The 25,431-nt window shown below is 59.7% G+C and carries 27 protein-coding genes; 20 read left to right on the forward strand and 7 right to left on the reverse strand.

What is annotated here, in order from left to right; translation table 11 throughout:
* Positions 1–36 precede the first annotated feature (36 nt).
* Positions 37–1,575: a trimethylamine methyltransferase family protein gene (locus tag Q0936_RS05830; protein ID WP_299297753.1), complete on the forward strand. Its 1,539-nt coding sequence runs from the start codon at positions 37–39 to the stop codon at positions 1,573–1,575.
* Between the two features lie 35 nt (positions 1,576–1,610).
* Here the strand turns inward: Q0936_RS05830 and Q0936_RS05835 are convergent, their stop codons facing one another.
* Both Q0936_RS05835 and Q0936_RS05840 read right to left on the reverse strand, forming a co-directional pair.
* Positions 1,611–2,786, reverse strand: coding sequence for an aminotransferase class I/II-fold pyridoxal phosphate-dependent enzyme (locus tag Q0936_RS05835; RefSeq protein WP_299297752.1), 1,176 nt, complete (start codon positions 2,784–2,786; stop codon positions 1,611–1,613).
* A 98-nt stretch (positions 2,787–2,884) separates the two neighbouring features.
* Positions 2,885–3,247 (reverse strand): MmcQ/YjbR family DNA-binding protein, encoded by a 363-nt coding sequence (locus tag Q0936_RS05840; RefSeq protein ID WP_299140800.1) that lies wholly within the window; start codon positions 3,245–3,247, stop codon positions 2,885–2,887.
* Positions 3,248–3,458: 211 nt separating this feature from the next.
* Between Q0936_RS05840 and cysS the strand changes: the two genes are divergently transcribed.
* From cysS to Q0936_RS05860, 4 genes are all read left to right on the forward strand, one after another.
* On the forward strand, positions 3,459–4,850 hold the full coding sequence (gene cysS, locus Q0936_RS05845; protein WP_299297765.1) for a cysteine--tRNA ligase: 1,392 nt from the start codon (positions 3,459–3,461) through the stop codon (positions 4,848–4,850).
* A 78-nt stretch (positions 4,851–4,928) separates the two neighbouring features.
* A complete protein-coding gene (gene cimA, locus Q0936_RS05850) occupies positions 4,929–6,545 on the forward strand; it encodes a citramalate synthase (protein WP_299297751.1) in 1,617 nt (538 codons plus the stop codon).
* Positions 6,542–7,270: a class I SAM-dependent methyltransferase gene (locus tag Q0936_RS05855; protein ID WP_299297750.1), complete on the forward strand. Its 729-nt coding sequence runs from the start codon at positions 6,542–6,544 to the stop codon at positions 7,268–7,270. The genes cimA and Q0936_RS05855 overlap by 4 nt, the downstream gene beginning before the upstream one ends.
* Positions 7,267–8,034: a squalene/phytoene synthase family protein gene (locus Q0936_RS05860; protein WP_299297749.1), complete on the forward strand. Its 768-nt coding sequence runs from the start codon at positions 7,267–7,269 to the stop codon at positions 8,032–8,034. Before Q0936_RS05855 ends, Q0936_RS05860 begins: the two co-directional genes overlap by 4 nt.
* Here the strand turns inward: Q0936_RS05860 and Q0936_RS05865 are convergent.
* Positions 8,031–9,254, reverse strand: a complete 1,224-nt coding sequence (locus tag Q0936_RS05865) for an MFS transporter (protein ID WP_299297748.1) — start codon at positions 9,252–9,254, stop codon at positions 8,031–8,033. The two genes, Q0936_RS05860 and Q0936_RS05865, sit on opposite strands and share 4 nt — an antisense overlap.
* Positions 9,255–9,345: 91 nt before the next feature.
* On the opposite strand from Q0936_RS05865, the gene Q0936_RS05870 reads away from it, so the two are divergent.
* From Q0936_RS05870 to Q0936_RS05880, 3 genes are read left to right on the forward strand one after another with little or no spacing between them, the layout of a single operon-like run.
* A complete protein-coding gene (locus tag Q0936_RS05870) occupies positions 9,346–10,032 on the forward strand; it encodes a precorrin-6A/cobalt-precorrin-6A reductase (RefSeq protein WP_299297747.1) in 687 nt (228 codons plus the stop codon).
* Entirely contained in the window at positions 10,029–10,658 is a 630-nt protein-coding gene (locus Q0936_RS05875) for a DNA-3-methyladenine glycosylase 2 family protein (RefSeq protein WP_299297746.1), read from the forward strand. Before Q0936_RS05870 ends, Q0936_RS05875 begins: the two co-directional genes overlap by 4 nt.
* Positions 10,655–11,320 carry an alpha/beta fold hydrolase gene (locus Q0936_RS05880; protein ID WP_299140829.1) on the forward strand — a complete coding sequence of 222 codons (666 nt, stop codon included), beginning with the start codon at positions 10,655–10,657 and terminating at the stop codon, positions 11,318–11,320. Before Q0936_RS05875 ends, Q0936_RS05880 begins: the two co-directional genes overlap by 4 nt.
* A gap of 13 nt (positions 11,321–11,333) precedes the next feature.
* Here the strand turns inward: Q0936_RS05880 and Q0936_RS05885 are convergent, their stop codons facing one another.
* Positions 11,334–11,474, reverse strand: coding sequence for a hypothetical protein (locus Q0936_RS05885; RefSeq protein ID WP_299297745.1), 141 nt, complete (start codon positions 11,472–11,474; stop codon positions 11,334–11,336).
* A gap of 296 nt (positions 11,475–11,770) precedes the next feature.
* Between Q0936_RS05885 and Q0936_RS05890 the strand changes: the two genes are divergently transcribed.
* Both Q0936_RS05890 and Q0936_RS05895 read left to right on the forward strand, forming a co-directional pair.
* Entirely contained in the window at positions 11,771–12,355 is a 585-nt protein-coding gene (locus tag Q0936_RS05890; RefSeq protein WP_299297744.1) for an HNH endonuclease, read from the forward strand.
* Positions 12,356–12,431: 76 nt separating this feature from the next.
* Positions 12,432–12,992 (forward strand): hypothetical protein, encoded by a 561-nt coding sequence (locus Q0936_RS05895; RefSeq protein WP_299297743.1) that lies wholly within the window; start codon positions 12,432–12,434, stop codon positions 12,990–12,992.
* An 8-nt stretch (positions 12,993–13,000) separates the two neighbouring features.
* Here the strand turns inward: Q0936_RS05895 and xth are convergent, their stop codons facing one another.
* The gene (gene xth, locus Q0936_RS05900) at positions 13,001–13,783 is read right to left on the reverse strand and encodes an exodeoxyribonuclease III (RefSeq protein WP_299297742.1); all 783 of its coding nucleotides are present in this window, start codon (positions 13,781–13,783) and stop codon (positions 13,001–13,003) included.
* A gap of 345 nt (positions 13,784–14,128) precedes the next feature.
* Here xth and Q0936_RS05905 point away from each other — a divergent pair, with 345 nt between their 5' ends.
* Both Q0936_RS05905 and Q0936_RS05910 read left to right on the forward strand, forming a co-directional pair.
* Positions 14,129–14,650 (forward strand): DUF6749 domain-containing protein, encoded by a 522-nt coding sequence (locus Q0936_RS05905; protein WP_299377944.1) that lies wholly within the window; start codon positions 14,129–14,131, stop codon positions 14,648–14,650.
* A gap of 50 nt (positions 14,651–14,700) precedes the next feature.
* Positions 14,701–15,786: a hypothetical protein gene (locus tag Q0936_RS05910; RefSeq protein ID WP_299297740.1), complete on the forward strand. Its 1,086-nt coding sequence runs from the start codon at positions 14,701–14,703 to the stop codon at positions 15,784–15,786.
* A 46-nt stretch (positions 15,787–15,832) separates the two neighbouring features.
* Here Q0936_RS05910 and Q0936_RS05915 read toward each other — a convergent pair whose 3' ends face one another.
* Positions 15,833–16,156, reverse strand: a complete 324-nt coding sequence (locus Q0936_RS05915) for an iron-sulfur cluster assembly accessory protein (RefSeq protein WP_299140843.1) — start codon at positions 16,154–16,156, stop codon at positions 15,833–15,835.
* Between the two features lie 84 nt (positions 16,157–16,240).
* Here Q0936_RS05915 and Q0936_RS05920 point away from each other — a divergent pair, with 84 nt between their 5' ends.
* From Q0936_RS05920 to Q0936_RS05955, 8 genes are all read left to right on the forward strand, one after another.
* On the forward strand, positions 16,241–17,380 hold the full coding sequence (locus Q0936_RS05920; protein WP_299297739.1) for a deoxyguanosinetriphosphate triphosphohydrolase: 1,140 nt from the start codon (positions 16,241–16,243) through the stop codon (positions 17,378–17,380).
* A 60-nt stretch (positions 17,381–17,440) separates the two neighbouring features.
* Positions 17,441–19,183, forward strand: coding sequence for an arginine--tRNA ligase (gene argS / locus Q0936_RS05925; RefSeq protein ID WP_299297738.1), 1,743 nt, complete (start codon positions 17,441–17,443; stop codon positions 19,181–19,183).
* 108 nt (positions 19,184–19,291) lie between these two features.
* The gene (locus tag Q0936_RS05930) at positions 19,292–20,278 is read left to right on the forward strand and encodes an SPOR domain-containing protein (RefSeq protein ID WP_299297737.1); all 987 of its coding nucleotides are present in this window, start codon (positions 19,292–19,294) and stop codon (positions 20,276–20,278) included.
* A complete protein-coding gene (locus Q0936_RS05935) occupies positions 20,275–21,279 on the forward strand; it encodes a glycoside hydrolase family 3 N-terminal domain-containing protein (protein ID WP_299297736.1) in 1,005 nt (334 codons plus the stop codon). Before Q0936_RS05930 ends, Q0936_RS05935 begins: the two co-directional genes overlap by 4 nt.
* A complete protein-coding gene (locus tag Q0936_RS05940; protein ID WP_299140848.1) occupies positions 21,272–22,075 on the forward strand; it encodes a ScpA family protein in 804 nt (267 codons plus the stop codon). Before Q0936_RS05935 ends, Q0936_RS05940 begins: the two co-directional genes overlap by 8 nt.
* Positions 22,059–22,712 (forward strand): SMC-Scp complex subunit ScpB, encoded by a 654-nt coding sequence (gene scpB, locus Q0936_RS05945; protein ID WP_299140849.1) that lies wholly within the window; start codon positions 22,059–22,061, stop codon positions 22,710–22,712. Before Q0936_RS05940 ends, scpB begins: the two co-directional genes overlap by 17 nt.
* Before the next feature lie 60 nt (positions 22,713–22,772).
* Positions 22,773–23,003, forward strand: coding sequence for a hypothetical protein (locus Q0936_RS05950; RefSeq protein ID WP_299297735.1), 231 nt, complete (start codon positions 22,773–22,775; stop codon positions 23,001–23,003).
* Positions 23,004–23,081: 78 nt separating this feature from the next.
* Entirely contained in the window at positions 23,082–24,305 is a 1,224-nt protein-coding gene (locus Q0936_RS05955) for a hypothetical protein (RefSeq protein WP_299297734.1), read from the forward strand.
* On the opposite strand, the gene Q0936_RS05960 is transcribed toward Q0936_RS05955, so the two are convergent.
* Positions 24,302–25,381, reverse strand: a complete 1,080-nt coding sequence (locus Q0936_RS05960) for a 2'-deoxycytidine 5'-triphosphate deaminase (RefSeq protein ID WP_299297733.1) — start codon at positions 25,379–25,381, stop codon at positions 24,302–24,304. The two genes, Q0936_RS05955 and Q0936_RS05960, sit on opposite strands and share 4 nt — an antisense overlap.
* Positions 25,382–25,431: the final 50 nt, after the last annotated feature.

Here is a 25,431-nt window from a genome sequence, read left to right on the forward strand (position 1 = left end):
CACCCACTGTCTAGACACCAACTTCGGATTCCAAACATGAACGATCAATCCACTTCGCGCGCTGGCGGCCGCGCGGCACGCCGTGCAGCGCGTGCAGCACCGCTGGCTGACCATCTTCGACCCATCCGCCCCGGCCTTGAGGGCGGGCTGTATAACCCACTGTCCGCCGCCGAGATGGAGCGCATCCACCATGCAGCCCTTGATGCGCTGGAACGCGTGGGGCTGGCGGATGCGCCCGAAAGCGGCGTTGCCTATCTCACCAAAGCGGGCGCCATTCAGGGCGATGACGGTCGCATACGCTTTCCGCGCGCGCTGGTTGAGGACATGTTGGCCAAGGCCAATCGTACCATCACGCTGCATGCCCGCGACCCGCGCCATGACATGCGTCTGAGTGGTGGACGGGTGCATTACGGCACTGCAGGTGCGGCTGTGCATGTGGTTGAGCCGGACGGTGAGTCCTACCGAGATTCCACGGTGCAGGATTTGCACGACGCGGCGCGGATCGCGGATCAGTTGGACAACATCCACTTTTTCCAGCGACCTATGATCTGTCGCGACATCCCGGACACCTGCGAGATGGAGTACAATTCGATCTTTGCCTGCGTCACGGGCACGACCAAGCATATTGGCACCAGCTTTTCCGAGCCGCAGTTTGTCGCGCCAGCCATTGAAATGCTGCACGAGATTGCGGGTGGTGAGGGGGCGTGGCGGGAACGGCCATTTGTGTCCAATTCCAACTGTTTTGTCGTGCCACCAATGAAGTTTGCGCCCGAAAGCTGTCAGGTGATGGAGGAGTGCATCAAGCACGGTATGCCGGTTCTGCTGCTCTCTGCGGGGATGGCGGGGGCGACCGCGCCGTCGACGATTGCGGGTGCCATTGTGCAAGCGACCGCTGAGTGTCTGGCGGGACTTGTTTACGTGAATGCGATCAGCCCTGGTGCGCCAGCAATTTTTGGCACATGGCCCTTTGGTTTGGACCTGCGCACAGGCGCGATGTCGATCGGTTCGGGTGAGCAGGCGCTGTTGACCGCGGGTTGCGGCCAGATGCACCGGTTCTACGATTTGCCGGGTGGGGCCGCGGGCGGTGCATCCGACAGCAAGTTGCCAAATATGCAGGCCGGATGGGAACAGATGTGTTCCAACCTGACAGCGGGCTTGTCTGGGGTGAACCTTGTCTATGAGGCGGCGGGTATGCATGCGTCGCTGCTTGGGTTTTGCCCCGAAAGCTTGATCCTTGGCGATGACATCATCGGTCAGGCGATGCGGTGTGTACGCGGGATCGAAGTCACGGACGAGACATTGGCCGTCGATCAGATCGCGGACGTTTGTCTGTCCGGGACCGGCCACTACCTTGGGACAGAACAGACGCTCAGCCGGATGCAGAGCGACTATGTCTATCCGACATTCGGCGACCGGACGTCGCCCAAGGAGTGGGTTGAACTGGGCAAGCCGGCACTGCTGGACCGGGCCAAGGCCCGCAAGGCTGAGATACTGTCGCAACCGTCGCGAGCCGCGCTGGACCCAACAGTCGAGGCGACGATACGTGCGCGGCTGAACATTCACCTGCCTGGCTGAACGCAATGGCTGTACGGGCGCTGCGCGCGCCCGTATCACGCAGCGGCGCGGCTTTCGGCAAAGCTGCAGACGGTGCGCAGTGCGTCTTCGAATGCGCTGTCGTCGATGGTCATGGCCACGCGCACATGACCTGCGGCAGCCGCACCAAAGCTTTCACCCGGCATGACGGCGATGTGGTGTGTGTCCAGCAGCGCATTGGCGAAATCGTCACCGCTGAGGCCGGTCGCCCTCACGTCCAGCATGAGGTACATCGCACCCTGCGCCGGGATCAGACCGACAGTGTTTTGCCCTGCTAGAACCCCGTGCGCAATGGCCCGCCTGCGACGGAAGGGAGCAGCGATTTCATCTTCGAATTCAGGGCCTTGGCCCAGTGCAAAAACGCTGGCGTCCTGAATGAACCCCGGCACCCCATAGGTCGTGTGGGTGGCAAAGGTGATCAGATGCGCAATCATATCCTCTGGCCCGATCAGCCAGCCACAGCGTGACCCGGTCATCGCGTGGCTCTTGGACATTGAACCGACCACCAGCGTGCGCTTGGCCATATCCGGCAAAGCGCGGGGCGACAGATGCGTGCCGTCCCAAATCTGACTGTCATAGACCTCGTCCGAGATCAGCCATAGGTCGTGATCCTGACACACACCTGCAATCCCGGTCATGGTGTCGTGCGAATAGACAGTGCCGGTCGGATTGTTGGGCGAGTTGATCAGCAGCGACGTGGCCCCGTCACAGGCGGCGGCGATGTCGCTGGCGCGTGGCTGAAACGCGTCCTCGGCACGGGTAATGATCGCGCGCGGCACAGCGGACACACCACGCAAAGTGCCGGGGTAGGTGGCATAGTAGGGATCGAGGTAAAGCGCCACATCGCCTGGATCACACGCTGCCGCATGCGCAGCAAAAAGCGCCGACTGACCACCGGGTGTGATCAGCACATTGTCGCGACTGGTCGGCACGCCGGTGCGCGCCTCGGTGCGTGCGGCAACTGCGTCGCGCAACGTGTCTGTGCCCGGCACCATCGCGTAACCTGTGTGTCCGCCCATGGCGCTTGCGTGCATGTCCTGAAGGATCGGTGCCGCCGTTCGAATGTCGTGTTCGCCGATGGTCAATTCCGTCACTGGCGTGCCTTCGGCAATCATTTTGCGAGCTTTGATAAACACGTCCCAACCGTCAGATCCACCGCCAGTCAGGGTCGTCAATCGTTGGGACAGATTCATGGCACGCTCCGATCAGATTTCAACGCCAAGGACGCAGAGCCAACAGCCATTGTCAACACGTGAGCGGGCCGCGATATGGCCTACAGGAGGTCATCCGTTCACGACCCGTCGTTGTCTTGCCAGGCGGCGAGTTCTGCCTGCACTTTTTTGGGCAGGCTGGCGCGGATCAGGCCGTATGACGTGTGGATACGTTCGGCAAATTCACCGGCGTCTTTCGTGCCAAAAGGGATGCGGACCCAGGACCGGTGAAAATACTTGGCCTTCTCTGCGGCGCCGATCTCGATCAAAAACGCGGCTGTATCCACGCTGTCGCATTTGACCGAAACGCCGTCGTTTGACTGACCGATACAGGCAAACATCTTGCCGCCAACTTTCCACGCATCGAGGCCACCGTCGTGGTGGCTGGCCCAGTGGGCGCCGGGCAGGGCGCGGCAAATCTTGTCTACGGTTTCGCGTGTCATGTCTGGAAGGTGGCGTATCAGATCGCGGGACACAAGGCTTGACCAGGTGGCCCGTGCCGCGTTAGGCCTGTCGTATGACCCGGACCACTTGCATCACTTGCTGCATTATCTGCTGATCCTTTCAGCGGGCCGGTTCTTTGTTTCCATGACATACAAGAGTTGATAGGCCCGCGCCAACCGCGCGCCCCTTGCGCATATGCCTGATGAGGTCCTGATGGACATTCAACTTTACAACACCGCAACACGACGCAAGGACACGTTTGTCCCCATCGATCCGGCCAACGTGCGGATGTATCTGTGCGGGCCGACGGTCTATGACCGCGCCCATCTCGGCAATGCGCGTCCCGTTCTGGTGTTTGATGTGCTGAGCCGCCTTTTGCGCCACGTCTATGGTGAAAGCGCGGTGACATATGTGCGCAATTTCACCGACGTGGATGACAAGATCAACGCCACCGCATTGGCCCGCAAAGAGGCCGGAGCCAAAGGCACGCTCGAAGAGCTGGTGGCAGAGCGATCTGATGAGACAATTGGGTGGTATCACGCGGATATGGATGCGCTTGGCGCGCTGCGTCCGGATCACGAACCCCGCGCGACGGCATTTATCTCGCAGATGGTCGATATGATTGCCGACCTGATCACCAAGGGCTTTGCCTACGAAAATGACGGCCATGTGCTGTTCCGGGTGCGGGCCTATGAGGCGTATGGCGCGCTGTCGGGCCGGTCAGTGGACGACATGATCGCAGGCGCGCGGGTCGAGGTCGCGCCCTACAAGGAAGACCCGATGGATTTTGTCCTGTGGAAGCCGTCGGATGATGCGCTGCCGGGGTGGGACAGTCCGTGGGGACGTGGGCGTCCGGGATGGCACATCGAATGCTCAGCCATGGCCTATGAGTTGTTGGGCGACCGTTTCGACATTCATGGCGGCGGGAACGACCTGCAATTCCCGCACCATGAGAATGAGATTGCACAGTCAAAATGCGCAGGCCACGGCTTTGCAAACGTGTGGATGCACAACGAGATGTTGCAGGTCGAGGGCAAGAAAATGTCCAAGTCCTTGGGCAATTTCTTTACTGTGCGCGATCTGCTGGATCAGGGTGTGCCGGGTGAGGTGATCCGCTTTGTCATGCTGTCGACGCACTATCGCAAGCCGATGGATTGGACAGGAAAGAAAGCCAAAGATGCGGCAAGAGTTTTGCGAAAGTGGCGCGCTGTGACGGACGAAGTCGATGTTAATCAGCCGCCATCGGACGAGTTTTTGCGAACTTTACTTGATGACGTGAACACTGCAGGCGCGATTGCCGTCTTGCACGATTTGTTCAATCAGGGGTGCTTCGGAGAACTAAAGGCGAGTGCCGCTATGATTGGCTTGTTGAACAATGGCATGGGTGAGTGGATTAATCGCCCAGGAGTAGTTTTAGATGCGCTTACGGAACGTTTGTCGCAAGCCCGCGCCAAGGCAATGGAAACAAAAGACTTTACCGAGGTTGATCGATTGAAGGCCGCATATTTGGATGCAGGCGTTGAAGTTCGGATGAGTAAAGATGGCATTGTACTTGGCGCCGATCTTGATGCGGACCTTAGCAAATTGGACTCATTCCTATGACCTTTTTCCGCCGAGTTTGCATCGCCGGTGAAAGCCTCGGCGTAGATGCAGTATCGAAGATGTACCAAGAGGCGCACCATGACTAAAGAACGTCTCTACCTCTTCGACACCACGTTGCGCGATGGGCAACAAACGCAGGGCGTCCAGTTTGCAACCCCTGAAAAGCACCAGATTGCCGCCGCTCTGGACACGTTGGGCATCGACTATATCGAAGGCGGGTGGCCCGGCGCGAACCCGACCGACAGCGCATTTTTCGAGGACCAGCCGCAGACGCGCGCGACTTTCACCGCCTTTGGCATGACCAAACGGGCGGGGATCAGCGCGGAAAACGACGATGTGCTGGCCGCCGTGTTGAACGCCAACACACCGGCCGTCTGCCTTGTCGGCAAGACCCATGATTTCCACGTGGACAAGGCACTGGGGATTTCCCTGCCGGAAAACACTGCAAATATCGCCGCCAGCTTTGCCCATATCGTGGCGCAAGGGCGCGAGGCGATCTTTGACGCGGAACACTTTTTCGACGGTTACAAATCCAACCCGGACTACGCGCTCGAGGCGATCCACGCGGCCTATGATGCTGGCGCACGGTGGATTGCGCTGTGTGACACCAACGGCGGGACTTTGCCGCAGGACATTCACGCAATCACCAAGGCGGTGATCGCATCCGGCATTGATGGCCGCAGGTTGGGTATTCACACGCACAACGACACGGAGAACGCGGTTGCGGGATCCTTGGCGGCTGTGGAGGCAGGCGCGCGCCAGATACAGGGCACGCTAAACGGTTTGGGCGAACGCTGTGGCAATGCCAACCTGACGACGCTGATCCCTATTCTGTTGCTCAAAGAACCCTATGCCAGCCAGTTCGAGACGGGCGTCACCCTTGAGGCATTGGCAGAGCTGACGCGCACGTCGCGTATGTTGGATGACATCCTGAACCGCGTCCCGCAGAAACAGGCGGCTTTTGTCGGCGCGTCGGCGTTTGCCCACAAGGCTGGTTTGCATGCCAGCGCGATCCTCAAGGATCCAACGACTTATGAGCATGTCGATCCAGAGATCGTGGGCAACGCGCGGATCATCCCGATGTCCAATCAGGCCGGGCAGTCCAATCTGCGCAAGCGTTTGTCAGACATGGGGTTGGATGTGGCCCCCAAGGATCCCGCCTTGTCCGCTATTCTGAACCAGATCAAGGCGCGCGAGGCGCAAGGCTATAGCTATGACACCGCGCAGGCGTCGTTTGAGTTGTTGGCGCGCAAGGAGCTTGGCCTTTTGCCCGACTTCTTCGAGGTCAAACGCTACCGGGTGACAATCGAGCGTCGCAAGAACAAGCGTGATCAGATGGTGTCGCTGTCCGAGGCGGTTGTCGTTCTCAAGGTCGATGGCACCAAGATGTTGTCGGTGAGCGAGAGCATGGATGAACACGGAACTGACCGTGGCCCGGTCAATGCGCTGGCCAAGGCGCTGGCCAAAGATCTTGGGCGGTTCCAGTCGCATGTCGAGGACATAAAGCTGGTGGATTTCAAGGTGCGCATCACCCAGGGCGGCACCGAAGCTGTCACCCGCGTCATCATCGACAGTGCGGATGGCACGGGTCGGCGTTGGTCCACTGTGGGCGTGTCTGCCAACATAGTGGATGCGTCATTTGAAGCGCTGCTTGATGCCATTCGCTGGAAACTTGTGCAGGACGACGTGACATGAGCCCCGAAGAGTGGGCGGCGTTTTTGGAGGTCCACAAGGGCCTGCCACGTCAGGGGCCCGGCTTGCCCGACGATGTGGCGTGGGCCGTGGATGCCATTGGGCTAAGCGGAGCGGTTGATGTGTTCGACGCCGCCTGTGGTCCGGGTGCCGATACGATGACGCTGGCACGTTTGTTGCCAGAGGCGCGGATCACGGCGGTCGATACAACGCTGAGTTTTGTTGAGCAGGCGCAAGCGCAATTGGCCGACGATGCGGACCGGGTGAGCGTGCGTTGTGACAATATGGCGTCGCCAGATGGATCATACGATCTGATCTGGTGTGCTGGCGCACTCTATTTCCTCGGCGTGACCGAGGTGCTGCGTGGTTGGCGGAGAGCTTTGCGCCCCGGCGGACATGTTGTGTTTTCCGAACCGGTTTTGCTTGACCCCACACCTTCGGCTGAGGTCGCAGCGTTTTGGTCGGACTATCCGCACATCACGGATTTGTCCGGCATTGAGGCGCGTGTCACAGCGGCAGGCTTTCAAACCCACGCCCATCGCATGATCGTCGGCGCGCCGTGGGAGGCATACTACAAGCCAATGCAGGCGCGCGTAGACATGTTGCGTCAATCGGACCCCGATCCACAGGTTGCACGGGCACTGGACGAAAATCAGTTGGAAATCGACCGTTGGCGCGCGGCCCGTGACCAAGTTGCCTATGCATTGCTGATCGTGAGCCCGCAATGACCTTGCCCGACGCCGTTTTTCCCTGTGCGCAATTGGTGGAAAAGGGCGACCCGGACCGGTTTCGCACCGTGATGGCGGCCCCAATGTCCGCGCGGCTGCGTCTGTTCCCGCTTTATGCGTTCAACATCGAAGTGGCGCGCGCACCATGGGTGACCCAAGAGGCGATGATTGCAGAGATGCGCCTGCAATGGTGGCGAGACGCGCTGGAAGAGGTTGCGGACGGCAGGTCCGTGCGCAAGCACGAGGTGACCACACCGCTGGCGGGTGTGCTTTCACCTGCCATGGCGCGTTGCCTTGATGAAGCCGTGGCGGCGCGGCGTTGGGACATTTACAAGGACCCGTTCGAAGACGAGGCGCATTTGCTTGGTTACCTGAACCAAACCAGCGGGCATTTGATGTGGACTGCCGCGCAGGTTTTGGGCGCACCGCAGGGGCAGGAGGCAGCAGTGCGATCTGTCGCTGTTGCTGGGGGGCTGGCGTCCTTTTTGCGGGCGGTTCCGCAGTTGGAGGCGAGCAAACGCATTCCGCTGGTCGATGGTACACATGACGGGATCATGGATTTGGCCCGCCGGATCAAAGACGCGGTGGCGCGGCCAAGCTTGCCTGCCAGTGCCAAACCGGCGCTTTGGCCTGCCATCGGTGCCGTGCGGTTGTTGAACGACGTGACGCGAGACCCAGGGTCCGTGGCCGACGGGCGGCTTGCGCCACCATTGACGCCATGGCGGTTGGGTATGTCCGTCTTGAGCGGGCGCGTGGTGCTTTAGACTGCGACGCGCTTTTGGCGGATCATCAGCCAAATCAGCGATCCACCCGCCAAGACGAGGAACGGGACCATCGCGATGTTCACTGCGGCCCAACCCTCGACCGGGTCGCCACCGATGCAGTTCATCAAGCCGCCGGACGCCAGCGACGCGACGGTGACGCCGCCAAAGACGATCAGGTCGTTCATACCCTGCATACGCCCGCGTTCTTGCGGTGTGTGCGACCCCGCTAGCATGGTGGTCGCGCCGATGAACCCGAAATTCCAACCCAGCCCCAACAGGAACAATGCGCCGTAGAAGTTGGTCAGTTCCACACCTTGCAGAGCCACAACGCCGGCCACCCCGAGAATGCCGAGGCCAAGGCCCATGATCCGCTCAACGCCAAAACGTGTGATCAGGTGACCGGTAAAGAATGAGGGCGCAAACATGGCCAGCACGTGAACGGTGACGATGTTCGCCGCGTCCGGTTCGGTATAGCCACATCCGACCACCGCGAGCGGGGTCGAGGTCATCACAAGGTTCATCAGCGCGTAGGACACCGCGGCACAGATCACCGCGACGGCGATGCGCGGGCTGGCCAGCAGTTCACGCCGCGTGCGACCGGGACCATCCTCGGCTGAAGCGGCGGGCGGTTTGGGGATGTCGAGGAACATAAAGAGCGCCATGCCCATCAGGTTGAACCCCATTGCGACCCAATAGATCGGGATATAGCGTGCCACCGTTGCATCGGCAGCACCTGCAGTGACATAGCCAACGACCTGCGGGCCGATGATGGCAGACAGCAAACCGCCCGCCATGACATATGAGATCGCCTTGGGGCGGAATGCGTCCGACGCGGTATCCGCCGCTGCGAACCGGTAAAAACCCTGTGCGGACATATAGATACCGGTCATGTAGCTGCCCACGAGGAACAGCCAGAAACTGCCAATACTCAGCGCCCAGACCCCGATGGCCGCACCGATCAGACCACCAATGGCGCCCAGCACAAACCCCGTTTTGCGCCCATGGTTCTGCATGACATTCGACAGCCAAGGGGCCGTGGTCATTGACCCGAACACGATCAAGGAGATCGGCAATGTCGCAAGGCACGCATAAGGAGTGAGCTGTTGTCCGGCGAGGCCCGCGACAACGAACATCATGGTGATTTGCGATCCAAGAAACGCCTGCGCCGCGACAAGGACGGCGACATTGCGTTTGGCGCGGGAGTCATCAATTTGGGTCATGAACCCTGACTATCCTTGTCCACCCCATCCGGCAAGCGTGTGAAATGGCACAGGTGGTTGCGCATGGGCATCGGGGGGGTAGGGTGGCGACATGACGGCTCGGCCAAACATCCTTTTGCTCGCTGGCGCGCGGGAAGCGACAGACGCGGCTGCATGGCTGCAAGCCGTGCCCTGCACGCCGCGTGTCTTGTGGGCTGAGGGTGCGCGCGTTGTGCCATTGGGTATGCCGCGCTGCTCAACCGTGCCGCCAGACACCGATGCCGTATTGGATGCAACGCATGCCTTTGACATACGGACACGGCAGATCGCTTGGCCCGACGGATGTGCCTATGCGCGTATCGGCCGCGATACCTGGGTTGCGGGACGTGGTGATGACTGGACCCATTGCGACACGTTGGAGGCGGCGATTGCTGCATTACCACGCAAGGCGCGCGTTTTCGCGGCGACGGGGCGGGACAGCCTGCCGCTTTTGGCGCGACATGATGGGCCTGTGTTCCTGCGGCAGTTGACGCATCACATGGAACCTACGGGCGTGGACAACTGCAGCTTTGTGTTTGGAACTGCGCCCTTTACAGAATCGGGCGAGGTCAAACTGATGCAGGATTTGGATGTGGACGTTGTGCTGGCGCGCAATATCGGTGGGCCGGGTGCGTTTCCGAAACTGGCGGCGGCGCGGACGTTGGGATTGCCGGTTGTGTTGCTAAATCCGCCCCCGACACCCGCAGGCCCGCGATTGTCCAACGCAGATGATGTTGCAAAATGGGTGGCGACACTATGACAGGACGGATCATCGACACCTTGGACGATGTGGCCGAGGGCGCGCAATGGCTGGCGGGGCATGATCCCGCTTTGGCAAAGGCACTGGTTGTTGCTGGTACCCTGCCGTTGCGCCGCAGACCGGACGGCTTTGCCGCGCTGCTGAATGCCATCATCGGACAACAGGTCAGCACCGCGTCGGCGCGGGCTATTTGGGCCCGCCTCGAAGGGGCTGACCTTGTATCACCTGCAACCGTTTTGAGCGCGGGCGAAGACGGGCTGCGCGCAGCGGGCCTGAGCCGCCAAAAGACTGCATATGCCATCGCGCTGGCCGAAGCCGGAATTGATTATGACGCGCTGCGCACGGCCCCGGACGCAGAGCTGATTGCTACACTTACTGCGGTCAAAGGCATCGGCGTCTGGACGGCTGAGATCTACGCGATGTTCGCACTGGGGCGGGCGGATGTCTTTGCGCCCGGCGATTTGGCCCTGCAAGAAGCCGCACGCATGATCTTTGATCTGCCGGAGCGCCCCAAGGAAAAGGCGCTGCGTCAGATGGCCGAAGACTGGAGCCCCTGGCGCGCGGTTGCCGCGCGGCTGTTCTTCACCTACTACCACGTGGCAAAGGGCCGGGAGGGAACCACATGACCAGAGTATTGCAGGCAGGGCGGGTCGAACCCGCATCGGGTGAGCTGCGCTCGATTGTTGTGTTTCTGCACGGGTACGGCGCAAACGGTGCCGATCTTTTGGGCCTTGCCGAGCCCATGGCGGAACACTTGCCCGATACTCTCTTTGTTGCGCCCGACGCACCAGAAGCCATTCCGGGATATCCCGGAGGTTACCAGTGGTTTCCGATCCCGTGGATCGACGGCTCTTCCGAAGAAGAGGCAGAGCGGGGCCTGATGGCCGCCAGCGATGATTTAAACGCTTTTCTCGACGCTTTGATGGTGGACGAAGACGTCCTGCCCGAACAGGTTGTGCTGTTTGGATTTTCGCAAGGCACGATGATGTCCCTGCACGTGGCTCCGAGGCGCGAAGACCCTGTGGCGGGCATTGTTGCGTTTTCAGGTCGTTTGCTGAACCCCGAAGTCCTGGCCGATGAGGTGGTCAGCCGTCCGTCGATCCTGTTGGTGCATGGGGATCAGGACGATGTTGTGCCACCGCAATCCTTGCCTCAAGCCGCCGAAGCGTTGCAGGAAGCGGGTTGGAAGGACGTCTACGCCCATGTGATGAAGGGCACGGCCCACGGGATAGCGCCGGATGGCCTAAGCGTTGCGCTTGCCTTTATGCGGGACAAGCTGGGGCTGTAAACGCTAACTCCTGTCAGCAAATCTGTTCAAAGCTGGTTTCGCCGTGGGGCGCTTTGCACGCCGTGATGTCATCGCGGTTGTGGTCAAATGACCGCCAGAGCGTCGCCAACTGCCTGCGCAGCGTCGAAAAGAAATCTGCGATGAGGGATGCCATCGGAATGTCCTGCGTCTCAATTGATTGTGGCCGGTATGCGGCCTGTCTATGAGCGACGTAATGCGCCCTATGTGTCCAAAGGTCCAGTCGGGTTTTCCTGACCTCTTTTGGGTTCCGTCACTGCCTGCAAAAACGTCACATGACTGTCACGCCGGTGTCCTATCTGACCTGCGACATCTCGTGGTACATCGGCGCTTGCCAGAACGTTTCCACAAGATATAGTCACGACATAAGGCCGGGGCGGGATCCCCGCTCTGGTGCCGGGTGGCAGACAGGGCGAGGACGGATTCAGAGTAATGGACGGTGATTTCAGAACGGAATTTGTGCGCAGCCCCTCTGCGCTGAAACAGCATCCGGCGTTGGTGTTGAACGCGGACTACCGACCGCTCAGTTACTATCCCTTGTCGCTATGGCCCTGGCAGGAGGCGGTCAAGGCGGCCTGGCTCGACCGGGTGGACATCGTCGCCGAATATGACGAAGTGGTCCGAAGCCCAAGTACCGAGATCAGGATACCGTCGGTTGTCGTCCTCAAAGACTATGTCAAACCTCAAAAGCGCGTGGCCTTCACGCGCTTTAATTTGTTTTTGAGGGACGAATTCCGATGCCAGTACTGCGGTGCGCGTGGTGAGCTGACCTTTGATCACGTGGTGCCGCGTGCGAGCGGTGGCGTGACGAGTTGGCAAAACGTCGTGGCCGCTTGCAGCCCGTGCAATCTGCGCAAAGGGTCGAAGGCGCTGCACCGGACTGGCATGGCGCTCCGCAAGCCACCGCGCCAACCGGGTGCCGAAGAGTTGCGCAACATGGGGCGCAAATTCCCGCCCAATCACCTTCATGAAAGCTGGATGGACTTCCTGTACTGGGACGCCGAGCTCGAGGCGTGATGATCGCGATCTCGTGAGGCCATGATCCCGACGGATCAGGTAGTGTCGAACGATGGCGCAGTGGGTTGGGACAGCGATGCGATTTTTGACGGCTTTTGCCATGCTGGTGTCTTTGGTGGGGCAGGCGGCGCAGGCACAGATTTTGCAGGGCAAGATCTTTCGACAGTCCGGCGCTGGCACGTTTGTCCTTTTGCCAACGGATCAGCCTTTTGTCGTCGGTGCGGATACGTTTGACGACGACAACCTGTACGGTTTCGACGAAGATCAGAACATCACCTTGATCGAACCGGTGCGCGTGGACATCGGCAATGCGCGTGGGTTCATCCCGGCAGGCACGACGGTCGCCAGCCACTACGTGTTTTTCGACAGCCTGTCCGGCGTGCATATGGGATATGTTGACTTTGATGCGCCCATACTCGGTGTCGCGGCGTTTCAGGACACGATGGGGGCCACGGATTTCCTCGCCAATACCAATGTCACTTACATCAGCGAAGAATTGCGTGGCCTGGAAGAGGGCGATCAGGTGTGGGTTGATCAAAGACTACCGACCCGTTTGTGGGTCTATTGGGCGGGTTCATCGCCGGGTGACTATGTGCGGGTGTTTACCGAACGCTCACCCGGCGCGTTGCTCATGTAGCGCAAGGCTTACGCGGCCAGTTGCACCCAAACTGGAACGTGATCGGATGGTTTTTCTTCGCCGCGCACCTGTTTGTCGATCTGGCAGTCGACCATCATGTCGACACAGCCGGGCGACATCAGGAAATGGTCAATGCGGATGCCATCATCGCGATTCCAGGCACCAGCCTGATAGTCCCAGAACGAATAGTGACCCGGCCCATGCGTGCGTGCACGGAACGCTTCGGTCAAACCCAGGTTGAGAAGGCGGCGATACGCTGTGCGGCTTTCCAGTTTGAAAAGGGCATCTTCGCGCCATGCATCCGGACGCTTGGTGTCTTCGGCCTGCGGAATGATGTTATAGTCGCCGGCCATCAAAAACGGGGTCTCTTCGGCCAGCAATACAGTTGCGCGTTGGCGCAGGCGTTCCATCCACGCCAGTTTGTAGTCGTATTTTGGTCCGGGTGTCGGATTTCCGTTTGGCAGGTATAGCCCGCAGATACGCACGGCCTGAGTGTCGCCCATAACCGTGGCTTCGATATACCGTGCCTGTTCATCCGTCTCATCGCCCGGCAAACCACGCGTGACATCTTCAAGCGGCAGCTTTGACAGGATCGCCACGCCATTGAACGACTTTTGCCCGTGCGTTTCGACATTGTATCCGCGGTCTTCAAAGATTTCGCGCGGGAAGTTTTCATCGACTGACTTGATCTCTTGCAGCAAGACCACGTCCGGTGCCGCCGTATCCAACCAGCGCGGCAGGGCCTCGATCCGGGCCTTGATCCCGTTGATGTTGAATGTCGCGATCTTCATGGCCACCCCCTGTCGTCACTCTGCTGATACCAGTGACCTATCGGATAATTGTTCGCAAGAGGGCGTTGCGACAGACAATTAATAAATTCTTAACCATTTGATTCGGGCGGATTTATAGAAAACTTGAACCGAAACGGGCCAAATCGGCCATGTATAACTTTGTGGATAAGTTTTTTCACTCTGTCTCGTCGGGATCGGAAACTGCGCCTCACGCATCCAAATTCACGTGCTCAACCTGTGGATAAGTGGTGTTCTGATCGACTTTGGCGAGAAAAATTCCTTCTCAACACACTTTTTACGGGTAACGCTGAAGGGGTCGAAACTTCGGGATGAAAGGATGTCCTCATGACCGCCCAACGTAAATCTGTCATCGTTCACACCAGCTCTGACATCAGCGCTGCGCACTCTGGGGACGCTGTTGAAATGTTCTCGTCGGGGAGCATGCCGCAGACCTCTGACCTGTTGATGGGCGACGCCACGGCGCTGTTCTCGTCAGGCTCGGCGCCAACCATGGCAGCATGCGGCGCAACCGGTGACGCAACAGAAATGTTCTCTTCCGGCTCCGCACCAACTGCAACGGATGCAACCTGCGGCGATGCCGTCCAAATGTTCTCATCAGGGTCGGCCCCGATGGCGTCGGACGCCGCCAGCGGTGACGCAATCGAGATGTTTTCGTCAGGCTCTGCGCCGACAGCATCCGACCTGTCCGCAGGCGATGCGACGCACATGTTTTCGTCCGGCTCTGCCCCTGTGACGTCCGATGCGACCAGCGGCGACGCGACCGAGATGTTTTCCTCCGGTTCGGCCCCCACAACAGGCACCGTGGCAGAAGGCGCCGTAACCGGCCTCTTTTCCTCGGGCTCCTGATCCACATGCCCGCGCGGGGCAGTCACAGCGCATGAAAAGGACACGTACCCATGTCAAATATCATTGCCTTCACTGCCCCCACCCGGCGCCAATACCTGGCGGAACGCATTCCGGCGCTGATCGACTGTTTCGCACGTCAGCGCCGGGTTCAGGACGATGTCTTCTGGCTCAAGGAAAATGCGGAAATCCTCAATATACTTGAGTGTACAGGGCAATCTGTGCCCCAAGCGGCACTGGAACCGCTTGGGCATTTCTATGCCGGACTGGCTGATCGGATCGGGTTCTTTCCTCAGTACTACCGGTTCTTGCTGTCCATTGGCCTCGATCTGGAAGATCTGGGTATGCCGGGCGGGCAAATGGAAGGGTTGTGCGACTGGGCAAGCCAACGTGGATTGCCGGATGCAGAGTTGAGCGATCTGCAACGCGCCGAAGCGCGCCGCCTCTTGGCGCGCCGTGGTGTGCGCACGACCGCTGCGGATGCGGGGTTGGATGATAGGCTGCGCGCCTTTGTGCAGCGCACCGATACATTCGCCTTGCCGAACAAAAAGGCCGCCTATGAGCTGACCCATATCGTGTTTTACCTGTCGGAATATGGACGGCGGGATCCGATGATCGGTGAGGCCGGGCGTATCAGCCTAGAGTTCGCAGGCATCACCGCTTTCCTCGATCAAAACGTCGATTTGTTGGCAGAGATCTGCGTAGCATTGCGGCAAGCGGGGCATCGGCCCAACCCACTTTGGGTGGCAGCAGTACGGCACGGTTTGGCGAGCTTTGAAATTCTTGAAGATAACCATGCGCCACTGACGGATGGGTATCACGAATACCTCGTGTCGTCCTGGGCGATGGCCGTGATGAACATTGATGATCCACTTGCGCCTGTCTCGAGTACGCGCTGCACCTTTGCGCGTCCCGCCACGGACAGCGGGGCATTGCGTGGGATGTCTGCGGCACTGCTTGGGCTCGCGGATGCGCGATCAGGGTCCTGGTCGCACATGCAGGACGCGATCTATGCCATGCTCGACGACGATGCGGCACTCACCCTGTCCGAGGCCGCAGCAGCCAGCCCGCATTTCGAAGCGTACTTTGAAGGGTTCGCGCGGGCAGGGAAAACCCAAAGCCTTGCGCGGTTCGGTTAAGAAAAATTTAATTCACCAATATGCGACTTGAGGGCCTTGCTGGCGCTCACATCGAGAATGACGTGCCGCAGCCGCAAGAGCTGGTCGCATTTGGGTTTTCGATGACAAAGCGTGCACCAATCAGTTCCTCGGAAAAGTCGATCACGGCGTTTGACAGGAACGGAAGGCTGATGCTGTCCACGACGACCTTTTGGCCGGACCCTTCGAGGATCAGATCGTCGTCCTTGGGCGCATCCAGCGCAATCTCGTACTGAAACCCAGAGCAACCACCGCCCTCGACTGCCACACGCAGGGCCTGTCCCTGATCGGCGGCACCGATTTCGGCAAGACGCTCAAAGGCGCGGGGCGTGACCGTTGGGGGCAATTGCATCGCATTTCTCCGAAAAGGCGCGTTTTAACTTCGCTGCAACTGCAATATATGGTGCGCAGGAACAGGCGACAAGGATCAGCAGACATGACTGCGCCATATGCTTCTGATCCCGCACATGCGCGCGGGCGGCGGTGGCCTGAAGAAGAGCTGCCTTTCAGGTCGTCTTTTCAACGTGACCGGGACCGCATCATTCATGCATCCGCCTTTCGCCGCCTCAAGCACAAGACCCAGGTGTTCGTTGAGCACGAAGGGGACTATTACCGCACGCGGTTGACCCACTCGATCGAGGTGGCTCAGGTCGCGCGCACAATTGCCGGTGCTTTGGGGCTGAACGACTGCCTGACCGAAGCGGTGGCCCTCGCACACGATCTGGGCCATCCGCCATTTGGCCATACGGGTGAGGATGCCTTGCAGGCGTTGATGCAACCCTACGGCGGCTTTGATCACAATGCGCAGGCGATCAAGATCGTGACCCAGCTTGAGTGTCACTATGCCGACTTTGATGGCCTCAACCTGACGTGGGAGTGTCTCGAAGGCATTGCCAAGCACAATGGGCCGGTGACGGGCGCGCTGCCCTATGCGCTGGCCGAATACGATGCGGAACATGATCTGGAACTGGCGACCCATGCCAGTGCAGAGGCGCAGGTCGCCGCGCTGTCGGATGATATTGCCTACAACAACCATGATCTGCACGACGGTCTGCGCGCGGGTCTGTTCACAGAGGCGGATATTGTCGGACTACCGATCATCGGGCCCGCGTTCTCGGCTGTCGATCGTAAGTACCCGGACCTTGACCCCATACGGCGCCGTCACGAGGCGCTGCGCCGGGTGTTCGGAGCGATGGTCAGTGATGTTGTTGAAACCTCTCGTGTCCTGTTGGCGGACAGCGGTGCGCAGGATGTGGTTGATATTCGCCACCTCGGACGTCCCGTTGTGCGTTTTTCTGAGCAGTTATGGACTGACCTGAACGCCATCCGCTCGTTTCTGTTTCACAACATGTATCGCGCACCGTCCGTGATGGAGAAACGCCAAGAGGTGACGCTGGTCGTGCATGACCTGTTCCCGCTTTTTTTGAACCAACCGCATCTGCTGCCCGACCGCTGGGGGCGGGACGTCGCAAAGGCGGACGGTGACAAGACGGCGCTGGCCCGCATCATCGCGGATTACATCGCCGGTATGACGGACCGCTTTGCCTTGCAGGAACATGCGCGCCTGATCGGCTAAGCGCGCTTGACGCTTGGGGTGCAGGTGATACACCCCGCGCATCCAATGAATAGGCCCCTGATGAACCTTTTTGCCGACATTCGCGCCCTTGTGCTGTCCGATCTTGCTGCCATGGTCGAGGCAGGGCAGTTGCCTGCCGACCTGTCCACCGCCAACGTGACAGTTGAACCGCCGCGCGATGCGGCACACGGGGACATGGCCACAAATGCCGCGATGGTGCTGGCCAAGCCCGCGCGCATGAAGCCACGCGATATTGCCGAGACGCTGGCGGCACGTTTGGCCGCTGATCCGCGGATCACGTCTGCGGATGTGGCTGGTCCGGGTTTTCTGAACCTGCGCTTGGCGCCGTCGGTTTGGCAGGGCGTCGTGAAAGCCGTCCTGACATCGGGCCCGAGCTTTGGCCGGTCGGATATGGGGCAGGGCAAGAAGGTCAACGTCGAGTATGTGTCGGCAAACCCAACCGGCCCGCTGCATGTGGGGCACACGCGCGGCGCGGTGTTTGGTGATGCGTTGGCGTCCCTGCTGGATTTCGCCGGGCATGACGTCACGCGCGAATACTACATCAACGACGGCGGCGCGCAGGTCGATGTGTTGGCGCGCTCGGTGTACCTCAGATACCTGGAAGCGCATGGGCAAGACGTGGCATTCCCGGATGGCACCTATCCCGGCGACTACCTGATCGAAGTGGGGCAAGCGCTCAAGGCGCGGGTCGGTGACAGCTATCTCGACAAGGGCGAGCAGTACTGGCTTGAGGACGTGCGGACCTTTGCCACCGAGGCGATGATGGATCTGATCCGCGAGGACCTCGCGGCCTTGGGCGTCGAGATGGACGTGTTCTATTCGGAAAAGTCGCTCTATGGCACGGGCCGGATCGAGGCGGCGCTGGACGATCTGCGGTCCAAGGGGCTGATTTATGAAGGTGTGCTGGAGCCACCCAAAGGCAAAAAGCCCGAGGATTGGGAGCCGCGCGAGCAAACACTGTTCAAATCAACCGAACATGGCGACGACGTGGACCGGCCCGTGATGAAGTCGGACGGCGCTTGGACCTATTTTGCGCCGGACATCGCCTATCACTACGACAAGGTGCAGCGCGGTTTTGACGCCCTGATTGATGTGTTTGGTGCCGACCACGGTGGCTATGTCAAACGGATGAAGGCGGCGGTATCGGCTTTGTCCGAGGGCAGTGTGCCGCTGGACATCAAGCTGACGCAGCTGGTGAAGCTTTTTAAAGACGGTGAGCCGTTCAAGATGTCCAAGCGGGCAGGGACCTTTGTGACCTTGCGGGACGTGGTGGATCAGGTGGGTCCCGGAGTGACCCGGTTTCACATGCTAACCCGCAAAAACGACGCCGCTCTGGATTTCGATTTCGACAAGGTGCTTGAGCAAAGCCGCGAGAACCCTGTGTTCTACGTACAATACGCCCATGCGCGGGTCACATCCGTGCTGCGCAAAGCAGGCGAGGCAGGTGTCACTGTGGACGACGCGACTTTGGCGTCGGCAGACCTTGCATTGCTGGATCACGAGGCGGAACTGGCGCTGGCGGCTAAGCTGGCGGAATGGCCGCGGTTGGTGGAAACGGCGGCCCGGACAAACGAACCACATCGGGTGGCGTTCTATCTCTACGATCTCGCGGGCGTGTTTCACGGACTGTGGAACCGGGGCAATGATCTGCCGGAACTGCGCTTTCTCCAGGATGATGCCGCGGTGTCACAGGCAAAAATTGCACTGGCACGTGCCTGCGCCGTTGTAATTGCATCCGGTCTTGGTATTCTTGGCGTCGAACCAGCCGAAGAGCTGCGTTAAGCCCCGCCAAAAGGGGCAACACAGGCAACGTTTCCCTTTGCGCCATATGGCGCACCCACAATCAGATGATCTGCGCGGGCACGTATCTGCGCGGACAACGAGGCAGAGATGGCAGATATGCAGTACACCCATGATATGGGTCACGTGGGGTATGCGGCCCCCGAACCCACGTCCGGATCATCCTCTAACCCTTTGAAGAACATCACGAACCTTGCTGGCGCTGCGGTGTCCCTTGCGTTGATCGCGGGCGTTTCGGTGTGGGGCTATAAGCTGGTGATGCGTGACGTATCGGGCATTCCGGTTGTGCGTGCCGCCGAAGGCGAGATGCGCGTTCGACCTGCGGATCCCGGTGGACAGCTTGCGCAAAACACGGGCCTTGCGGTGAACGAAGTGGCCGCCGTCGGAGAGGCGTCGGGACCAGTTGATCAAGTTGTGTTGGCCCCGAAACCCATCGATTTGACCGAAGAAGACCAGCCGATGTCGACCGCAACGGTGGCACCCGTGCAACAGCCTGCACCCCTTGATGTGGCCGCCAGTTTTGACGCTGAGCAGCCCGTCGATGTTGCCGATGCGCTCACGAGTGGCAATGTCGAAGACCTGGTCAACCAGTTGACGTCCGGCATAGCGACCATCGACGCTACCGAAGATGAAACGCAACCCGTTTTGGCCAGCGTCGCGGCTCCGGCGGCTCCAACGCCGCGTGCTGCCGTTGTGACCGGGCCGGGCCCGAAGTTATCCAAGCGACCGCAACTGCGGCCAAACTCGGCCCCTGCCGTGGTTGTGCCCGCGACTGTCACCGCCGTTGTGCCGCAGCAATCCGAACTTGACCCCGCCGCGATCCCCGCGGGAACGCGGCTCGTGCAGTTGGGTGCCTTTGACAGCGCCGACATCGCGCGGGCGCAGTGGGAAAAGATGCAAGGCCGCTTTGGTGACTATCTGGCGGGCAAGGACCGGATCGTGCAGCAGGCGCAATCGGGTGGCAGGACCTTCTACCGGCTCCGGGCGCACGGGTTTGCCGATCTGAGCGACGCGCGCCGCTTTTGTTCTGCGCTGGTTGCCGAAGGCGCTGACTGTATCCCCGTCGTGACGCGATGAACTTTGGCGCAACCATACTTGATGCTGACGGATTGACGCTGTCGCGCGATGAAAAGGCATTCTTTCGCGAGGCAAACCCGTTTGGGTTCATTCTGTTTTCCCGAAACATAGACACGCCGGATCAGGTCTATGGGTTGTGCTCGGAATTTCGGGACGCGATAGGGCGTAATGCGCCGGTCACCATCGATCAGGAAGGCGGGCGCGTCCAGAGACTGCGCGCGCCCACGTGGACAGACTGGTTGCCGCCGCTGGATTTCGTGCAAAAGGCCGGGGACGAGGCAGAGCGGGCGATGTATCTGCGCTACCGCTACATCGCGCATGAGCTTTATGCGCTGACAATCGACAGCAACTGCGCGCCTATGGTCGACCTGATTGTCAAGGAAACCCACGCATTTCTGCGCGACCGGTGCTATGGAACGTCGGTTGGTGATCTTGCGTTGCTCGGTCGCGCGGCTGCGAATGGCATGTTGGACGGCGGTGTTCTGCCGGTGCTGAAACACATTCCGGGCCATGGCCGCACGAACCTCGACAGTCATTATGATCTGCCGCGTGTGGATGTGAGCCTTGATACATTGCGTGAAACCGACTTTGCGCCGTTTCGAGCCCTCAATGATTTGCCGATGGGTATGACGGCGCATGTTCTTTACGAGGCGATTGACGAAGTGCCGGCCACTTTGTCTGCCGATACGATGGCGCTGGTCCGCAATGACATCGGCTTTGACGGGTTGATCATGACGGATGACATCGGGATGAAGGCGCTGAGTGGAACGGTGGCGCAGAACGCGGCGCGGGCGCTTGCGGCTGGATGCGACGTGATCCTGCACTGTAACGCCCCTCTGGCCGACCGCATCGCGTGTGCAAACGTCGCGGGCCAAATGACAGATGCCGCACAAACACGGGCAGAGGCAGCGCTTGCGGCGCGCCAGACACCTGACGACATTGACATTGCCGACCTGAAAGCCGAACTTGAAGCGCTTTTGGGCGGACCGGTGCATGGCTGACGACACATTCGAAGAAGACACGGTTTCTGTCGCCGAACGCCTCGCCGCCGAGGCGCTTATCGTTGATGTCGATGGCTTTGAAGGGCCGCTAGACCTTTTGCTGACGCTCAGCCGTACGCAAAAAGTGGACTTGCGCAAAATCTCGGTTCTGCAACTGGCCCATCAGTATCTGGCATTTGTGGAAAAAGCGAAGCAGCTCCGGCTGGAATTGGCCGCGGATTACCTCGTGATGGCTGCCTGGCTCGCGTTCCTTAAATCGCGTCTCCTGCTCCCCCCTGACCCTACCGAAGAGGGGCCGTCCGGCGAAGAACTGGCCGCCCATCTGGCGTTCCAACTTGAGCGGCTGCAAGCGATGCGCGATGCGGCGGCGCGGCTGATGGCGCGTGATCAGTTGGGCCGCGATTTCTTTGCGCGCGGTCAGTCCGAAATGGTGACGCGTGTGCGCAAGGTGACATATTCCGCCACGTTGCTGGACCTGATGCAGGGCTATGCTCGTATCCGAACCCGCGACGAATTCAGACCGTTTGTTATGGACCGTGACGCCGTTTTCACCATGGAACAGGCGCTGGACCGGATGCGGGGTTTGATTGGATATGCGGGCGATTGGACGGACATCCTGTCGTACCTGCCCGAGGGTTGGGAGGCGGACCCAGTGAAACGCCGGTCTGCGACAGCCGCGACGTTTGCCGCATCTCTTGAGCTGGTCAAAGAGGGACACCTCGACATTCGCCAATCCGAGACATTCGCACCCATTCAGCTGCGAAAGCGAGACGAAGCACGTGACAGAAGCACCTGAAGAAAAAGAAGAAAGCCTGTTCGAAGCGCCTCCGATGGCCGAACAGGAGCGCATGTGCGAGGCCATCCTCTTTGCCACGGCGGAACCGATCACAATCCGTGAATTGGCTGCCCGCATGCCGCACGGGTGCGATCCGGCCGAGGCATTGGTGTATCTGCGCAAACGCTACGAAGGGCGCGGCGTGCAGGTGATGAAAATCGGTGATGCTTGGGCAATACGCACCGCGGCTGACCTAGGGTTCCTGATGCAAAAGGAAACCGTCGAAACCCGCAAACTGTCCCGCGCGGCCATCGAAACGCTGGCCATCATCGCCTACCACCAGCCTGTCACCCGCGCCGAGATCGAAGAGATCCGCGGTGTGAGTGTGAGCAGGGGAACGGTGGACCAATTGCTGGAACTGGAGTGGATCCGTTTTGGCCGCCGCAAAATGACACCCGGTCGCCCTGTTACCTTTGTTGTGACGCAGACCTTTCTTGATCACTTCGGGCTGGAAAACGCACGCGATCTGCCGGGTCTCAAGGAATTGCGCGCCGCTGGCCTTTTGGAAAACCGGCCGCCGCCCGGTACATTGCCAGGACCAGAGAGTGAAGACGACGAGGAAAGCACAGAGGGTCAATCCGAGCTTTTTGAAGATTGACCTGAAATTCGCCGCATTTGTCGCTATATTGCGGTCAACGCAACAGGGCGGAGCAGTCCCATGAATGCAAATCAGATTATCAATATGATCATGCGCATCGTGATGCGCAAAGCAATTTCCAAGAGCATCGACGCCGGTGTGAACCGGGCCACAAGGGGGCGCAAACAACCACAGCGCCAGCAGCTTGATGTGGATGAGACCCCTCAAAACGGCCCGACCCAAGCCGAGGTGCGAGCCGCCCGCCAGGCGCGCCGTGCGGCCCGTCAAGCGCGCGAGAATGACCGCGGGTAAGGGTACGGAAATCCACCGTTGATTGAAGTGCGGCGCTGACCTAGCGTAAACCCATTGATTTCAATGGGAGATTTGATCATGGCCGCAGATGGCAAACGCAAGAGCGTTGGCAGCGTATTGCTGGGGGTGACGGTTGTCGGGTTGTATTTCCTGTTCGTGAGTTTGGTGGCCTTTGGGTTTGGCAGCTATATCTACCGCACAACGTGGCAAGTCGAAGCCGCGACGGATGCGAACGGCAACATTGAGCAAGCCCAATCGGTGGACATCGACAACATGCTGTTCATTCTCAAGCGGGAACAATCGCTTGAAGCATCGAAGACCGAAATCATGGGGCAGATTGCCAAGGCCGAGATCGAACTTTCAGGCTTTGGGTCGCGGGTCAAACAGTCCTTTGGTCCCATTGCGCGCGCCAAGGATGCGTTGCGCGATCAGATGATCGTCAGCGTTGATGCGTTGGAAGACTACCGGTTTGCATTGCCGGGAACCAATCGGTCGGCATTCGAGTTGGTCATGAACGATGAGAACTTTGACCCCGACGCCAAAGTTCGCAGCCTGTTGCAGATTGTCGATACCGGATTGAGCCCGGAGAGCGCGGATGTCAGTCCCGAATTGCGCCGTGCATTTGAAAATCTCAAAACCCGGTCTGAGCAGGTGTTTGATGACCTGATCACCACGCGCGACGCTGCGATCAAGGCGTCTCTTGATGTTCAGTCCGAGCAGTCGGTCGTCAAGTCGCAGATTACGGCTTTGACAGATAAAATTGAAAACCATGACAAAGCCATCGCAGAGCTGCAGGAACGCCTGCCGCTGGCTTCGGTCGCACGTGCGCGATTGGCTGCTTTGTCATTGGATTCCCCGATCTTTCCAGACATCCTGATGCGCTTGGTCAGCTTTCCAACCATCTTCCTGACGCTGATCGTGACCATCGCGGCGGGTGGTTTGGGGACGGTTGTGGCCTTTTCCCGTCGCTACTATTCGTCCAAACAGGCCGAGAACCTGACCCTTTCGCGCTTGTTCGTCAACGTGGGCGAAGGCATCGCCGCAGCGATCGCCATTTTCTTGTTCTCAGGTGCGGGGATGCTCGCGCTCACCCAAGGTGGCAGCCCCGGCAACGATGTCGAACTCAGCCCCTATACGGTGGCGTTTATCGCTTTTCTGTCCGGCTTTATGGCCGAGGATGCCTTTGCCTCGATCCAATCGGCGGGCAAGCGCATCTTCAAACCGAATCCTGCATCCGATGGGACGAAACGGGGTGATGATACCGTGATCGACACGATTGCCGAAGACGACACCACGGGTTAGTGCGGTGTCGCGAAGTGTTTGGACAGCTTCAAACCTTGCCCTTGGTAATTTGACGCGATGTCAGCGCCATAGAGTTGTGCGGGCAGGGCGGCCATACGCTCGTAGATCAACCGCCCGACAATCTGCCCGTGTTCCAACACGAACGGGGCCTCGTGGCATCTGACTTCGAGAACACCGCGCGATCCGGTGCCGCCAGCGGCATCGTGGCCAAAGCCGGGGTCGAAAAAGCCGGCGTAGTGGACGCGGAATTCGCCCACCATCGCCAGGTAAGGTGCCATTTCCGCCGCATACTCAGGCGGGATGTGCACAGCTTCGCGGCTGACAAGAATATAAAACGCGCCGGGGTCGAGGATGATGTGTCCATCGCTTGCGTGCACTTCTTCCCAGAATTCGGCGGGGTTGTAGCAACCGATCTTGTCCAGATCGATGACGCCTGTATGCGGCTTGGCCCGGTATCCAACCAGCGTGGAGCCGGGCAAGCGGAGGTCAACGGAAAACCCAAGCCCCTCGTCGATCACGGCAGCACCGTCCACAAGCGGCGTGTCGCTGTGCAGGGCAGATAGCTCTGCGTCGCTCAATACCGCTTGGCCGGTGCGAAAACGGATTTGGTTGAGGCGCATACCGGGACGGACCAGCACCGAAAACGATCGGGGACATATCTCGGCAAACAGAGGACCGCGATAGCCGGGCGCGATGCGGTCAAATTCGGTTCCACCATCGGTGATTGTGCGTGTCAGCAGGTCCAGCCGCCCGGTTGAGCTTTTGGCGTTTGCGACGGCCTGCACATGATTTGGTAGATTGAGCGCTTCCATCAAAGGCACGACATAGACGCATCCTTTTTCAAGGACGGCGCCTTCGCTCAGGTCGACCCGGTGCATTTCAAACTCGGACAAGCGGTCTGTTACAGTGCGCCCATGCCCAGCGAGAAAAGATGCACGCACACGGTAGGCCACGCGCCCCAATCGCAGATCGAGGCTGGCGGGTTGGACCTGTGCGTCGGTAACAGCCGGTTCGGCCACAATCGCACCGTTCGCAATCATGTCTTTCAGTTGTGTGTCTGCAAGAACACCTGTCATGTTTCCCCCCAGCGGTCGCCGTGTACTTGGGTTTGGAAACATGGCCCCGT

It is taken from the genome of uncultured Tateyamaria sp., from assembly GCF_947488715.1.
GTDB lineage: Bacteria > Pseudomonadota > Alphaproteobacteria > Rhodobacterales > Rhodobacteraceae > Tateyamaria.